The 13367-nt window shown below is 50.4% G+C and carries 26 protein-coding genes; 1 reads left to right on the top strand and 25 read right to left on the bottom strand.

Annotation, left to right across the window (positions count from 1 at the left end):
- Positions 1-4: 4 nt before the first annotated feature.
- The 22 genes from secY to rpsJ all read right to left on the bottom strand — a co-directional run bounded on the left by secY (position 5) and on the right by rpsJ (position 10507).
- Positions 5-1336, bottom strand: a complete 1332-nt coding sequence (gene secY / locus OGW13_RS01675) for a preprotein translocase subunit SecY (protein ID WP_001118864.1) — start codon at positions 1334-1336, stop codon at positions 5-7.
- A gap of 7 nt (positions 1337-1343) precedes the next feature.
- Positions 1344-1778 (bottom strand): 50S ribosomal protein L15, encoded by a 435-nt coding sequence (rplO, locus tag OGW13_RS01670; RefSeq protein WP_001238917.1) that lies wholly within the window; start codon positions 1776-1778, stop codon positions 1344-1346.
- Between the two features lie 3 nt (positions 1779-1781).
- The gene (rpmD, locus tag OGW13_RS01665) at positions 1782-1961 is read right to left on the bottom strand and encodes a 50S ribosomal protein L30 (RefSeq protein WP_001140434.1); all 180 of its coding nucleotides are present in this window, start codon (positions 1959-1961) and stop codon (positions 1782-1784) included.
- A 3-nt stretch (positions 1962-1964) separates the two neighbouring features.
- Positions 1965-2468: a 30S ribosomal protein S5 gene (gene rpsE / locus OGW13_RS01660; protein WP_000940121.1), complete on the bottom strand. Its 504-nt coding sequence runs from the start codon at positions 2466-2468 to the stop codon at positions 1965-1967.
- 14 nt (positions 2469-2482) lie between these two features.
- Positions 2483-2836: a 50S ribosomal protein L18 gene (gene rplR / locus OGW13_RS01655; RefSeq protein ID WP_000358956.1), complete on the bottom strand. Its 354-nt coding sequence runs from the start codon at positions 2834-2836 to the stop codon at positions 2483-2485.
- A gap of 9 nt (positions 2837-2845) precedes the next feature.
- A complete protein-coding gene (gene rplF / locus OGW13_RS01650; protein ID WP_012135817.1) occupies positions 2846-3379 on the bottom strand; it encodes a 50S ribosomal protein L6 in 534 nt (177 codons plus the stop codon).
- A gap of 12 nt (positions 3380-3391) precedes the next feature.
- Positions 3392-3784, bottom strand: a complete 393-nt coding sequence (gene rpsH, locus OGW13_RS01645; RefSeq protein WP_000062611.1) for a 30S ribosomal protein S8 — start codon at positions 3782-3784, stop codon at positions 3392-3394.
- Between the two features lie 33 nt (positions 3785-3817).
- Positions 3818-4123 carry a 30S ribosomal protein S14 gene (gene rpsN / locus OGW13_RS01640; protein ID WP_001118929.1) on the bottom strand — a complete coding sequence of 102 codons (306 nt, stop codon included), beginning with the start codon at positions 4121-4123 and terminating at the stop codon, positions 3818-3820.
- Between the two features lie 14 nt (positions 4124-4137).
- On the bottom strand, positions 4138-4677 hold the full coding sequence (gene rplE, locus OGW13_RS01635; RefSeq protein ID WP_001096206.1) for a 50S ribosomal protein L5: 540 nt from the start codon (positions 4675-4677) through the stop codon (positions 4138-4140).
- Between the two features lie 14 nt (positions 4678-4691).
- Complete coding sequence (gene rplX / locus OGW13_RS01630) at positions 4692-5006, bottom strand: 50S ribosomal protein L24 (protein WP_015962742.1); 315 nt, start codon at positions 5004-5006, stop codon at positions 4692-4694.
- Positions 5007-5016: 10 nt separating this feature from the next.
- Positions 5017-5388, bottom strand: coding sequence for a 50S ribosomal protein L14 (gene rplN, locus OGW13_RS01625; protein ID WP_000613954.1), 372 nt, complete (start codon positions 5386-5388; stop codon positions 5017-5019).
- Positions 5389-5550: 162 nt separating this feature from the next.
- Complete coding sequence (rpsQ, locus tag OGW13_RS01620; RefSeq protein ID WP_002438707.1) at positions 5551-5805, bottom strand: 30S ribosomal protein S17; 255 nt, start codon at positions 5803-5805, stop codon at positions 5551-5553.
- Entirely contained in the window at positions 5805-5996 is a 192-nt protein-coding gene (rpmC, locus tag OGW13_RS01615; protein WP_000644742.1) for a 50S ribosomal protein L29, read from the bottom strand. Before rpmC ends, rpsQ begins: the two co-directional genes overlap by 1 nt.
- Positions 5996-6406, bottom strand: coding sequence for a 50S ribosomal protein L16 (rplP, locus tag OGW13_RS01610; protein WP_000941208.1), 411 nt, complete (start codon positions 6404-6406; stop codon positions 5996-5998). The genes rpmC and rplP overlap by 1 nt, the downstream gene beginning before the upstream one ends.
- A gap of 12 nt (positions 6407-6418) precedes the next feature.
- Positions 6419-7120, bottom strand: coding sequence for a 30S ribosomal protein S3 (gene rpsC, locus OGW13_RS01605; RefSeq protein ID WP_000529945.1), 702 nt, complete (start codon positions 7118-7120; stop codon positions 6419-6421).
- A gap of 17 nt (positions 7121-7137) precedes the next feature.
- Complete coding sequence (gene rplV / locus OGW13_RS01600; protein WP_000447529.1) at positions 7138-7470, bottom strand: 50S ribosomal protein L22; 333 nt, start codon at positions 7468-7470, stop codon at positions 7138-7140.
- A 14-nt stretch (positions 7471-7484) separates the two neighbouring features.
- The gene (gene rpsS / locus OGW13_RS01595) at positions 7485-7763 is read right to left on the bottom strand and encodes a 30S ribosomal protein S19 (protein WP_001138117.1); all 279 of its coding nucleotides are present in this window, start codon (positions 7761-7763) and stop codon (positions 7485-7487) included.
- A 16-nt stretch (positions 7764-7779) separates the two neighbouring features.
- The gene (rplB, locus tag OGW13_RS01590; RefSeq protein ID WP_000301864.1) at positions 7780-8601 is read right to left on the bottom strand and encodes a 50S ribosomal protein L2; all 822 of its coding nucleotides are present in this window, start codon (positions 8599-8601) and stop codon (positions 7780-7782) included.
- Between the two features lie 17 nt (positions 8602-8618).
- Positions 8619-8921 carry a 50S ribosomal protein L23 gene (rplW, locus tag OGW13_RS01585; protein WP_000617546.1) on the bottom strand — a complete coding sequence of 101 codons (303 nt, stop codon included), beginning with the start codon at positions 8919-8921 and terminating at the stop codon, positions 8619-8621.
- Entirely contained in the window at positions 8918-9523 is a 606-nt protein-coding gene (rplD, locus tag OGW13_RS01580; RefSeq protein ID WP_000424395.1) for a 50S ribosomal protein L4, read from the bottom strand. The genes rplW and rplD overlap by 4 nt, the downstream gene beginning before the upstream one ends.
- A gap of 10 nt (positions 9524-9533) precedes the next feature.
- Positions 9534-10163 (bottom strand): 50S ribosomal protein L3, encoded by a 630-nt coding sequence (gene rplC / locus OGW13_RS01575; RefSeq protein ID WP_042998378.1) that lies wholly within the window; start codon positions 10161-10163, stop codon positions 9534-9536.
- Between the two features lie 32 nt (positions 10164-10195).
- Positions 10196-10507, bottom strand: a complete 312-nt coding sequence (gene rpsJ / locus OGW13_RS01570) for a 30S ribosomal protein S10 (RefSeq protein WP_001181005.1) — start codon at positions 10505-10507, stop codon at positions 10196-10198.
- A gap of 378 nt (positions 10508-10885) precedes the next feature.
- On the opposite strand from rpsJ, the gene OGW13_RS01565 reads away from it, so the two are divergent.
- Complete coding sequence (locus OGW13_RS01565; protein ID WP_042998379.1) at positions 10886-11368, top strand: prepilin peptidase; 483 nt, start codon at positions 10886-10888, stop codon at positions 11366-11368.
- Here OGW13_RS01565 and bfr read toward each other — a convergent pair.
- The 3 genes from bfr to tuf form a co-directional block, all read right to left on the bottom strand.
- A complete protein-coding gene (bfr, locus tag OGW13_RS01560) occupies positions 11352-11828 on the bottom strand; it encodes a bacterioferritin (RefSeq protein ID WP_042998380.1) in 477 nt (158 codons plus the stop codon). The genes OGW13_RS01565 and bfr overlap by 17 nt on opposite strands.
- A 72-nt stretch (positions 11829-11900) precedes the next feature.
- Positions 11901-12095 carry a bacterioferritin-associated ferredoxin gene (bfd, locus tag OGW13_RS01555; protein WP_012135433.1) on the bottom strand — a complete coding sequence of 65 codons (195 nt, stop codon included), beginning with the start codon at positions 12093-12095 and terminating at the stop codon, positions 11901-11903.
- A 180-nt stretch (positions 12096-12275) separates the two neighbouring features.
- On the bottom strand, positions 12276-13367 hold a 1092-nt coding region (gene tuf, locus OGW13_RS01550), incomplete at its 5' end, for an elongation factor Tu (protein ID WP_287115502.1).

Below are 13367 nucleotides of genomic sequence, written 5' to 3'. Positions count from 1 at the left end.
CCAATTATCGGCCGTAGCCTTTCAGGTTCGCCTTCTTCAATGCAGACTCGTACTGACTAGACATCATCAGAGTTTGCACTTGAGCCATAAAGTCCATAATCACGACAACAACGATAAGCAGTGAGGTCCCACCGAAGTAGAACGGTACTTTCATTGCATCACGCATGAACTCCGGGATCAGGCAGATAAAGGTAATATAGAGCGCACCGACCAAAGTCAGGCGGGTCATTACTTTATCGATATACTTCGCCGTTTGCTCTCCCGGACGAATTCCTGGTACAAATGCACCGGACTTCTTCAGGTTATCTGCTGTTTCACGCGGGTTGAAGACCAACGCCGTGTAGAAGAAACAGAAGAAGATGATTGCAGACGCATAGAGTAACACATAAAGCGGTTGCCCAGGCTGCAAATACAGCGAAATTGTTGTCAGCCAGTTCCAACCAGTACCGCCCCCGAACCATGACGCGATGGTTGCCGGGAACAGAATAATACTGGAAGCGAAGATTGCCGGGATTACCCCCGCCATATTCACTTTCAGCGGTAAATGTGTGCTCTGTGCAGCATAGACACGACGACCTTGCTGACGTTTAGCGTAGTTTACCACAATGCGGCGTTGACCACGCTCAACAAATACAACAAAGAACGTCACTGCAAATACTAATACTGCAACCAACAGCAACACGAGGAAGTGCAGGTCGCCTTGACGCGCTTGCTCGATAGTATGGGCAATGGCTGGCGGGAGGCCCGCGACAATACCGGCGAAAATAATGATCGAGATACCGTTACCGATACCACGTTCAGTAATCTGTTCGCCCAACCACATCAGGAACATCGTCCCTGTGACCAGACTGACAACAGCGGTGAAGTAGAATGCAAAGCCTGGATTCATCACCAGACCTTGCATACCAGGCATATTCGGCAGACCGGTAGCAATACCGATCGACTGGAATATGGCCAACACCAGAGTACCGTAGCGGGTGTACTGGCTGATCTTACGACGACCAGACTCCCCTTCTTTCTTAATTTCTGCCAGCGTTGGGTGAACCACCGTCAGCAGCTGGATAATAATTGATGCCGAAATATACGGCATAATACCCAGGGCAAAGATAGAAGCACGGCTGAGAGCACCACCAGAGAACATGTTAAACATTTCAATGATGGTGCCTCGCTGTTGCTCAAGCAGTTTGGCAAGTACAGCGGCATCAATACCAGGGATCGGAATGAAAGAGCCAATACGGAACACGATAAGCGCACCGATAACAAACAGCAGTCTGCGTTTCAGCTCGCCTAAGCCACCTTTGGCACTTTGAAAATCTAATCCCGGTTGTTTAGCCATCTGCTACTTATTCCTCGATTTTACCGCCAGCAGCTTCGATAGCAGCACGAGCGCCTTTAGTAACACGCAGACCACGAACAGTTACCGGAGTAGTGACTTCACCAGCCAGGATCACTTTCGCGAACTCGATCTGGATACCGATAATGTTAGCCGCTTTCAGCGTGTTCAGGTCTACAACACCGCCTTCCACTTTCGCCAGGTCAGACAGGCGAACTTCGGCTGTAATCGCTGCTTTGCGAGAAGTGAAGCCGAATTTCGGCAGACGACGGTACAGAGGCATCTGACCACCCTCGAAACCGCGACGTACGCCACCGCCAGAACGAGACTTCTGACCTTTGTGACCACGACCACCGGTTTTACCGAGGCCAGAACCGATACCACGACCCAGGCGTTTACCCGCCTTTTTGGAGCCTTCGGCCGGAGACAGAGTATTTAAACGCATCTCTTACTCCTCAACTTTAACCATGAAGGAAACCGCGTTGACCATACCACGAACAGCAGGAGTATCCTCGCGCTCTACGGTGTGACCAATACGACGCAGACCCAGGCCAAGCAGCGTTGCCTTGTGTTTCGGCAGACGACCGATTGCACTGCGGGTTTGAGTAATTTTAATAGTCTTTGCCATGGTTTATTTCCCCAGAATTTCTTCAACGGATTTACCACGCTTGGCAGCGACCATTTCTGGAGAATTCATATTTTCCAGGCCATCAATAGTTGCACGAACCACGTTGATCGGGTTGGTGGAACCATATGCTTTAGCCAGAACGTTATGAACTCCAGCAACTTCCAGAACGGCGCGCATTGCACCACCGGCGATAATACCGGTACCTTCGGAAGCTGGCTGCATGAATACACGAGAACCCGTGTGAACACCTTTAACCGGGTGTTGCAGGGTGCCGTTGTTCAGCGCGACGTTAATCATATTGCGACGGGCTTTTTCCATCGCTTTCTGGATCGCTGCTGGAACTTCACGCGCTTTACCGTAACCAAAACCAACGCGACCGTTACCATCGCCTACTACAGTCAGAGCTGTGAAGGAGAAAATACGACCACCTTTTACGGTTTTAGATACGCGGTTTACCGCGATCAGCTTTTCCTGCAGTTCGCCAGCTTGTTTTTCGATGTGAGCCATCTTACACCTCTACCTTAGAACTGAAGGCCAGCTTCACGGGCAGCATCTGCCAGTGCCTGGACACGACCATGATATTGGAACCCGGAACGGTCAAAGGACACATCTTTGATGCCTTTTTCCAGAGCGCGTTCAGCGACAGCTTTACCCACAGCTGCAGCCGCGTCTTTGTTACCGGTGTACTTCAGTTGTTCAGCGATAGCTTTTTCTACAGTAGAAGCAGCTACCAGAACTTCAGAACCGTTCGGTGCAATTACCTGTGCGTAAATATGACGCGGGGTACGATGTACCACCAGGCGAGTTGCGCCCAGCTCTTTGAGCTTGCGGCGTGCGCGGGTCGCACGACGGATACGAGCAGATTTCTTATCCATAGTGTTACCTTACTTCTTCTTAGCCTCTTTGGTACGCACGACTTCGTCGGCGTAACGAACACCCTTGCCTTTGTAAGGCTCAGGACGACGGTAGGCACGCAGATCTGCTGCAACCTGGCCGATCACCTGCTTATCAGCGCCTTTCAGCACGATTTCAGTTTGAGTCGGACATTCTGCAGTAATCCCTGCCGGCAGCTGATGGTCAACCGGGTGTGAGAAACCTAATGACAGGTTTACTACGTTCCCTTTAACCGCTGCACGATAACCTACACCAACCAGCTGCAGCTTCTTAGTGAAGCCTTCGGTAACACCGATAACCATTGAGTTCAGCAGGGCACGCGCGGTACCAGCCTGAGCCCAACCGTCTACGTAACCATCACGCGGACCGAAGGTCAGTGCATTATCTGCATGTTTAACTTCAACAGCATCGTTGAGAGTACGAGTCAGCTCGCCGTTTTTACCTTTGATCGTAATAACCTGACCGTTGATTTTTACATCAACGCCGGCAGGAACAACGACCGGTGCTTTAGCAACACGAGACATTTTTTCCTCCGATTAGGCTACGTAGCAGATAATTTCGCCACCAAGACCAGCCTGGCGCGCTGCACGATCAGTCATAACACCTTTAGAGGTAGAAACAACCGCGATACCCAGACCCGCCATAACTTTCGGCAGCTCATCTTTACGTTTATAGATGCGCAGACCTGGGCGACTGACACGCTGAATGCTTTCTACAACAGCTTTACCCTGGAAATACTTAAGAGTCAGTTCCAGTTCCGGCTTGGTGTCGCCTTCAACTTTAAAATCTTCAATAAAACCTTCTTCCTTCAGCACGTTGGCAATTGCCACTTTCAGCTTGGAGGAAGGCATGGTGACCGCAGCTTTGTTCGCGGCCTGACCGTTACGGATACGGGTCAGCATATCCGCGATCGGATCTTGCATGCTCATCTGTCTTTACTCCCGTGATTCAATTGGTGACAATTACCAGCTAGCCTTTTTCAAGCCTGGTACTTCACCGCGCATAGCGGCTTCACGTAGCTTGATACGGCTCAACCCGAACTTGCCCACATAACCATGTGGACGACCTGTTTGACGGCAGCGGTTACGCTGACGAGACGGGCTGGAATCACGCGGCAGAGACTGCAGCTTAAGAACAGCGTTCCAACGATCTTCGTCGGAAGCGTTCACATCAGAGATGATCGCTTTCAGTTCAGCGCGTTTCGCGAAGTATTTATCAGCTAAAGCTACGCGTTTTACTTCGCGTGCTTTCATTGATTGCTTAGCCATTCAGTAACCCTACCTTACTTGCGGAACGGGAAGTCAAAGGCAGCCAGCAGAGCACGGCCTTCTTCGTCAGATTTCGCAGTAGTGGTAATGGTAATATCCAAACCACGAACGCGGTCGACTTTATCGTAGTCGATTTCTGGGAAGATGATCTGCTCACGGACACCCATGCTGTAGTTACCACGACCGTCGAATGACTTAGCGGACAAGCCACGGAAGTCACGGATACGCGGTACAGCAATAGTGATCAGGCGCTCAAAGAACTCCCACATGCGTTCGCCACGCAGAGTTACTTTACAGCCGATCGGATAGCCCTGACGGATTTTGAAGCCTGCAACAGATTTGCGTGCTTTGGTGATCAACGGCTTTTGACCGGAGATTGCTGTCAGATCAGCTGCTGCATTATCCAGCAGTTTCTTGTCAGCGATCGCTTCACCAACACCCATGTTCAGGGTGATCTTCTCGACCCGAGGGACTTGCATGACAGAATTGTAGTTAAACTCAGTCATGAGTTTATTAACTACTTCGTCTTTGTAGTAATCATGCAGTTTCGCCATCGTACTACTCCAAATTACTTGATAGTTTCGCTGTTAGACTTGAAGAAACGGACTTTTTTGCCGTCTTCGAATCTAAAGCCTACACGGTCAGCCTTGCCGGTTGCCGCATTGAAGATTGCAATGTTAGAGATCTGAATAGCTGCTTCTTTCTCTACAATGCCGCCTGGTTGGTTCAGAGCCGGAACCGGCTTCTGGTGTTTCTTAACCAGGTTGATACCTTCAACGATGACCTTGCCGGAAGACAGGACATTCTTAACTTTACCGCGTTTACCTTTATCTTTACCGGTTAACACGATAACTTCGTCATCACGACGGATTTTCGCTGCCATGATTCGCTCCTTAGAGTACTTCTGGTGCCAGAGAGATAATTTTCATGAACTTCTCGTTGCGAAGTTCACGAGTTACCGGCCCAAAAATACGCGTACCGATAGGCTGCTCGCTGTTATTGTTTAAAATAACGCATGCATTACCATCGAAGCGAATGACAGAACCGTCCGGGCGACGAACACCCTTCTTGGTGCGCACCACTACCGCCTTCAGCACATCACCTTTTTTGACCTTACCACGCGGAATTGCTTCTTTGATGGTGATCTTGATGATGTCGCCTACGCCTGCGTAGCGACGGTGCGAGCCACCCAGAACCTTGATACACATTACGCGACGTGCACCGGAGTTGTCGGCGACGTTCAGCATAGTCTGTTCTTGGATCATTTTAGTGCTCCGCTAATGTCAACTACTACTGAGACCCGAAATCAGGTCGTTAAAAAAGCCCCATATCGAGGGCGCGGCATTATAACACCGCTCTCAGGATATGGGTAGAAAAAATAAACGGCCCATCGCTGAGCCGTTTATTCGTTGAGAACGCGTACTGTATTACAGAACCGCTTTCTCTACAACGCGAACCAGCGTCCAGGACTTAGTCTTGGACAGCGGACGGCATTCACGGATTTCAACCTTGTCGCCGATACCGCATTCGTTGTTCTCGTCATGTACGTGCAGTTTGGTCGTACGCTTAATGAATTTACCGTAGATCGGGTGTTTCACAAAACGTTCGATAGCAACAACAATGGATTTCTCCATTTTGTCGCTAACAACGCGACCTTGCAGAGTACGGATTTTATCGGTCATTACGCACCCGCCTTCTCAGTCAGTAAAGTCTTAACGCGTGCGACATCACGACGCACTTGCTTCAACAGGTGAGACTGTTGCAGCTGGCCACTTGCAGCCTGCATACGCAGGTTGAACTGCTCACGCAGCAGGTTCAGCAGCTCGGTGTTCAGCTCTTCAACACTCTTCTCACGCAGCTCTTTTGCTTTCATTACATCACCGTCTTAGTTACAAAGGTGGTTTTAATCGGCAGTTTCGCTGCTGCCAGCTTGAATGCTTCACGGGCCAGCTCTTCCGGTACGCCGTCCATTTCATACAGGACTTTACCCGGCTGAATCAAGGCAACCCAATACTCCACGTTACCTTTACCTTTACCCATACGCACTGCCAGCGGCTTTTCAGTGATCGGTTTGTCCGGGAATACACGGATCCAGATCTTACCTTGACGCTTAACTGCACGGGTCATAGCACGACGTGCTGCTTCGATCTGACGGGCAGTCAGACGACCACGGCCAACAGCTTTCAGACCGAAGCTGCCGAAGCTAACATCCGCGCCAGCAGCCAGACCGCGGTTACGGCCTTTGTGCATTTTACGGAATTTTGTACGCTTTGGTTGTAACATCAGCGACGCTCCTTATTTACGGCCTTTACGCTGCTGCTTTTTAGGTTGAGCAGCCGGTTTTTCCGGTTGTTCAACAGCAGCCATACCACCCAGGATCTCGCCTTTGAAGATCCATACCTTAACGCCGATTACACCGTAAGTGGTGTGCGCTTCAGAGGTGTTGTAGTCGATGTCAGCACGCAGAGTGTGCAGCGGTACGCGACCTTCGCGGTACCATTCGGTACGTGCGATTTCCGCGCCGCCCAGACGGCCGCTAACTTCAACTTTGATCCCTTTAGCGCCCAGACGCATTGCGTTCTGTACAGCACGCTTCATCGCACGACGGAACATAACACGACGTTCCAGCTGAGAAGTGATGCTGTCAGCAACCAGTTTTGCGTCCAGTTCAGGTTTACGAACTTCGGCGATATTGATCTGTGCAGGAACGCCAGCGATATCCGCTACGACCTTACGCAGTTTTTCTACGTCTTCACCTTTCTTACCGATAACGATACCCGGGCGAGCAGTGTGAATAGTCACACGGATGCTCTTAGCCGGACGCTCGATAACGATACGAGATACGGACGCTTTAGCCAGTTCCTTAGTCAGGTACTGACGTACTTTAAAATCGCTGTCCAGGTTGTCAGCGAATTCTTTGGTGTTCGCAAACCAGGTAGAGTTCCATGGTTTTACAATACCCAGGCGAATACCATTAGGATGTACTTTCTGACCCATTGCTAGTCTCCAGAGTCTCAGCGATCGGACACAACCACAGTGATGTGGCTGGTGCGCTTCAGGATGCGATCTGCACGACCTTTTGCACGCGGCATAATGCGCTTCATGCTCGGGCCTTCGTCTACGAAAATTTTCGTAACTTTCAGATCGTCAATGTCAGCGCCATCGTTGTGTTCAGCGTTAGCAATGGCAGATTCCAGTACCTTCTTGACCAGTACAGCCGCTTTCTTGTTGGTGTAGGTCAGAATATCCAGAGCCTGCGACACTTTCTTACCGCGAATCAGGTCAGCAACAAGGCGAACCTTCTGAGCAGAAGAACGAGCATGGCGATGTTTAGCGATAGTTTCCATCTCTTCCTCCTACCTTATTTCTTCTTCGCTTTTTTATCAGCAGCATGGCCGCGATAAGTACGAGTCGGTGCGAATTCACCCAGTTTGTGACCGACCATTTCATCGGTTACAAATACTGGAACGTGCTGACGACCATTATGGACAGCGATGGTCAAACCGATCATGTTAGGAAAGATCGTTGAACGACGGGACCAAGTGCGCAGGGGCTTCTTGTCTCCGCTTTCCACCGCTTTCTCTACCTTCTTCAGCAAGTGCAGGTCAATAAAAGGACCTTTCTTGAGAGAACGTGGCATGGCTTATCCTCTAAAATTATTTGCTACGGCGACGTACGATGAATTTATCAGTACGCTTGTTGCTGCGGGTCTTCTTACCTTTGGTTTGAACGCCCCACGGAGTTACCGGGTGCTTACCAAAGTTACGACCTTCACCACCACCATGTGGGTGGTCGACTGGGTTCATCGCGGTACCGCGAACGGTCGGACGAACACCACGCCAGCGTGCAGCACCAGCTTTACCCAGAACGCGCAGCATATGCTCAGCATTGCCAACTTCGCCCAGAGTTGCACGGCAGTCTGCTTCGACTTTACGCATTTCACCAGAACGCAGACGCAGGGTGACATAAGCACCATCACGAGCAACGATCTGAACGTAAGTACCAGCGGAACGTGCCAGCTGACCGCCTTTACCTGGTTTCATTTCTACGTTATGAACGGTAGAACCAACCGGGATATTGCGCATCGGCAGGGTGTTGCCTGGTTTGATTGCAGCATCAACGCCAGATTGGATCTGGTCGCCCGCTTTCAGGCCTTTAGGGGCCAGGATGTAACGGCGCTCACCGTCTTTGTACAGAACCAGCGCGATGTTCGCGGAACGGTTCGGATCGTACTCAAGACGTTCAACAACTGCCGGAATACCATCTTTGTTGCGTTTGAAGTCAACAATACGGTATGCCTGCTTGTGGCCACCACCGATATGACGGGTGGTGATACGGCCATTGTTGTTACGACCACCGGATTTGCTGTTTTTTTCCAGCAACGGAGCAAAAGGTTTGCCCTTGTGCAGCTCAGGGTTAACCACTTTAACTACGTGGCGACGACCCGGAGATGTCGGTTTACATTTAACAACTGCCATTGTATTACTCCTCCGACTTACTCAGCGCCGCCAACGAAGTCCAGATTCTGGCCTTCCTTCAGGGTGACGTAAGCTTTTTTCCAGTCGCTACGACGACCGATACGCTGTCCGTGACGTTTAACTTTCCCTTTAACAACCAGGGTGTTAACGACTTCGACTTCGACTTCAAACAGTTTCTGCACAGCAGCTTTGATCTCTGCTTTGGTCGCGTCTTTAGCAACTTTGAGAACGATGGTGTTAGTTTTTTCCATCGCAGTAGACGCTTTTTCAGAAACGTGCGGTGCACGCAGCACCTTCAGCAGACGTTCTTCACGAATCATGCCAGCATCTCCTCAACTTGCTTAACAGCATCAGCAGTCATTACGACTTTGTCGAAGGCGATCAGGCTAACCGGGTCGATACCAGTTGCATCGCGTACGTCAACCTTGTGCAGGTTGCGCGCAGCCAGGAACAGGTTTTCGTCCAGCTCACCGGTGATGATCAGCACATCTTCCAGAGCCATGTCTTTCAGTTTCTGTGCCAGCAGCTTAGTTTTAGGCGCTTCTACAGAGAACTTCTCGACAACGATCAGACGATCCTGACGTACCAGTTCGGACAGAATGCTTTTCAGCGCGCCGCGGTACATCTTTTTGTTTACTTTTTGACTGTGGTCCTGCGGACGAGCAGCGAAGGTTACGCCACCGGAACGCCAGATCGGGCTCTTGATAGAACCTGAACGCGCACGGCCGGTACCTTTCTGGCGCCACGGTTTTTTGCCTGAACCAGTTACTTCAGCACGAGTCTTCTGAGCACGAGTACCCTGACGAGCACCAGCTGCATAAGCAACAACAACCTGGTGAACCAGCGCTTCGTTGAAATCACGACCGAAGGTAGTTTCGGAAACAGTCAGCGCGCTCTGCGCGTCTTTCAATACTAATTCCATTGCTATCCCCTTACGCCTTCACAGCTGGTTTAACGATCAGGTCGCAACCGGTCGCACCCGGAACACCACCTTTAACCAGCAGCAGGTTGCGCTCAGCGTCAACGCGTACTACGTCAAGGCTCTGAACGGTTACACGCTCGTTACCCATCTGGCCTGCCATTTTCTTGCCTTTGAACACTTTGCCCGGAGTCTGGTTCTGACCGATAGAACCCGGAACGCGGTGAGACAAGGAGTTACCGTGAGTCGCGTCCTGGGTACGGAAGTTCCAGCGCTTAACGGTACCTGCGAAACCTTTACCTTTAGAGGTACCGGTTACGTCAACTTTTTTAACGTCAGCAAACAGTTCAACGCTAATGCTCTGACCAACAGTGAATTCTTCACCATCTGCCAGACGGAACTCCCACAGGCCGCGGCCAGCTTCTACGCCAGCTTTAGCAAAGTGACCAGCTTCCGGCTTGGTTACACGGTTAGCTTTTTTAGCACCCGTGGTAACCTGAATAGCACGATAGCCATCGCTAGCCAGATCTTTAACCTGAGTAACGCGGTTTGCTTCAACTTCGATTACGGTTACTGGGATAGATACGCCATCTTCAGTGAAGATGCGGGTCATACCCACTTTTTTACCGACTAAACCAATCATTGTATCAACCTCTCAATCGCTCGATGACCTGATTAACCCAGGCTGATCTGCACGTCTACACCGGCAGCCAGGTCCAGACGCATCAGAGCATCAACGGTTTTTTCAGTTGGCTCAACGATGTCAACCAGACGCTTGTGAGTACGAATCTCGTACTGATCACGCGCGTCTTTGTTGACGTGCGGAGAGATCAGAACGGTGAAACGCTCTTTGCGGGTCGGCAGCGGGATCGGACCACGGACTTGCGCACCAGTGCGCTTAGCAGTCTCGACGATTTCCGCGGTTGATTGATCGATCAGACGATGATCAAACGCTTTAAGGCGGATACGGATTCTTTGGTTCTGCATGAGACCAGAGCTCCAATTATTTTATAAACGAAAATGATTACTCCTCAGACCCATTACGATTGATGGGAGAGTGTAACCGTTCTTACGTAGCTCCCCGATTGGGAGCATTGTTAGACAGCCAAATCGGCTATCCGAGGTTCAGATCGAACCTGCCGTCAATTAAGACAAGCCCGCGCATTATACGCAAATATCAGTCTGAAGCAAGTGTCGCGTAGATATTAAACACTTCGCGCGTAATGCGAACAGGGTTCCGGGATTGTATGTTGTGAAAGAAACGCAGCGGATTTACTGGAAAGCATCCCGCAATACCCATAATAGCGCCTTGCTCCCTTATCAACCTTCTTTAAAGTAACGCCATGGTTGATGGAGGATGACACGATGTCTGCTGCCCTACCCTTTCTGCTGCTGTATACCGCATTGTCTTTAACTCTGAGTTTCTGCGATATGCGCAGCAGACGACTGCCGGACCGGTTTACCTGCCCGTTGCTGTGGGGTGGATTCATCTTTCACCTGTGCATCATCCCGACACAACTTGCCGATGCCGTATGGGGCGCCGTCGCGGGTTACGCCAGCTTTGCCTTTATCTACTGGAGTTATTGGCTGCTTCGTAAGCGAGAAGGACTCGGCTATGGTGATGTGAAATTCCTTGCCGCACTAGGTGCCTGGCATGGGTGGATGTTTTTGCCTTCATTAGTCTTTTGGGCGGCGCTACTGGGGTGTTTCGGTATCGTGGTTGTGGGGATAGTGCATGGAAAGTCGGCATTAAAAAACCCGCTGCCTTTTGGGCCATTTCTGGCAGCTGCGGGTTTCATCACCGGATATTGTCGTCTCACCTCAGGGGCGATTAGCTGGTCACTTTGATTTGCGACTGCAGATAATTTTGCAGGCCAATTTTCGAAATGAGATCCAGTTCTGTCTCCAGCCAGTCGATATGTCCTTCTTCATCCGCAAGGATTTCGATCATCATATCCCGGCTGACATAATCATGAACGGTATCGGCATAGGCGATAGCTTCACGTAAGTTTTTCGCCCCTTCGAGCTCTAACCGAAGATCGGACTGCAGCATCTCTTCGACATCTTCGCCAATCCCCAATTTGCCGAGATCCTGTAGGTTCGGGATCCCTTCCAGAAACAAAATACGCTCAATATATTTATCCGCGTGTTTCATTTCATCGATGGATTCATGGTACTCGATCTCATTGAGGCGAGTCAGGCCCCAATTTTTGAACATACGTGCATGGAGAAAATACTGGTTGATCGCGACAAGCTCATTTCCCAATAGTTTATTGAGATAATTTATGATTTTAACATCACCTTTCATTTTATAGTCCCTCCGCTTCCACTCTCCAGAGCATAGATGGGGCTACAGGGATGTCAAAAAAAAGAGTGTGACTCAGGCGATCTCTTTAAATTCTGGCATTTGCATTAATTCATCCTGCATGACTTCGCGTGCCGCACGAACGCATTTACCGCATTGATTTCCCACAGGAATAAACTTGCGTAACTGCTGGAAGGATTGAGGATGAAACTGACGTACCGCCTGGCGAATTTTTTTATCACTTACACCATTACACAAACAAACGTACATGATCGCTCCCGTTCAATTTCTGCGCAAAGTGTAAATGAGAATAGTTATAATTACAATAGCACAATTATCTCTACGTAACGGGAGCGGAGTTAAAATTGCGAAGAAATGTGACAAGACAAATAATGGCAGCAAAAAGGGCGCCGAAGCGCCCTTTTTAAGTGCAGAACTAATGAGTAATTATTAGCTCATTACTTTAGCAACAACGCCCGCACCTACAGTACGGCCGCCTTCACGGATTGCGAAACGCAGACCGTCGTCCATCGCGATCGGGTGGATCAGGGTAACAACCATTTTGATGTTGTCGCCCGGCATTACCATCTCAACGCCTTCCGGCAGTTCGATGGTGCCAGTCACGTCAGTTGTACGGAAGTAGAACTGCGGACGGTAGCCTTTGAAGAACGGAGTATGACGGCCGCCTTCGTCTTTGGACAGGATGTACACTTCGGATTCGAACATCGTGTGCGGCTTGATGGTGCCCGGCTTAGCCAGTACCTGACCACGTTCGATTTCTTCACGTTTGATACCACGCAGCAGAACACCAACGTTCTCACCCGCACGGCCTTCGTCCAGCAGTTTGCGGAACATTTCAACGCCAGTACAGGTAGACTTGGCAGTCTCTTTGATACCAACGATTTCAACTTCTTCGCCCACTTTGATGATACCGCGTTCTACACGACCGGTAACAACGGTACCACGACCGGAGATGGAGAATACGTCTTCGATCGGCAGCAGGAACGGCTTGTCAATCGCACGCTCTGGTTCCGGGATGTAAGAATCCAGGAAGCCAGCCAGTTCGATGATTTTCGCTTCCCACTCTGCGTCGCCTTCCAGCGCTTTCAGAGCAGAACCACGAACGATCGGGGTGTCGTCGCCCGGGAAATCGTACTGAGACAGAAGTTCACGAACTTCCATTTCTACCAGTTCCAGCAGCTCTTCGTCATCAACCATGTCGCATTTGTTCAGGAACACGATGATGTACGGAACGCCTACCTGACGACCCAGCAGGATGTGCTCACGAGTCTGCGGCATCGGGCCGTCAGTCGCAGCAACAACCAGGATCGCGCCGTCCATCTGCGCAGCACCGGTGATCATGTTTTTAACATAGTCGGCGTGGCCCGGGCAGTCTACGTGTGCGTAGTGGCGAGTCGGGGTGTCATATTCAACGTGAGAAGTGTTGATGGTGATACCACGAGCTTTTTCTTCCGGCGCGTTATCGATCTGATCGAATGCGCGAGCAGCACCGCCGTAGGTTTTAGCCAGTACGGTAGTGAT

The organism is Citrobacter sp. Ca225 (genome assembly GCF_030337175.1).
GTDB classification, from domain to species: domain Bacteria; phylum Pseudomonadota; class Gammaproteobacteria; order Enterobacterales; family Enterobacteriaceae; genus Citrobacter_A; species Citrobacter_A amalonaticus.
Note: the sequence above shows the minus strand (reverse complement) of the source record. Positions and strands in the feature narration are given on the sequence as shown.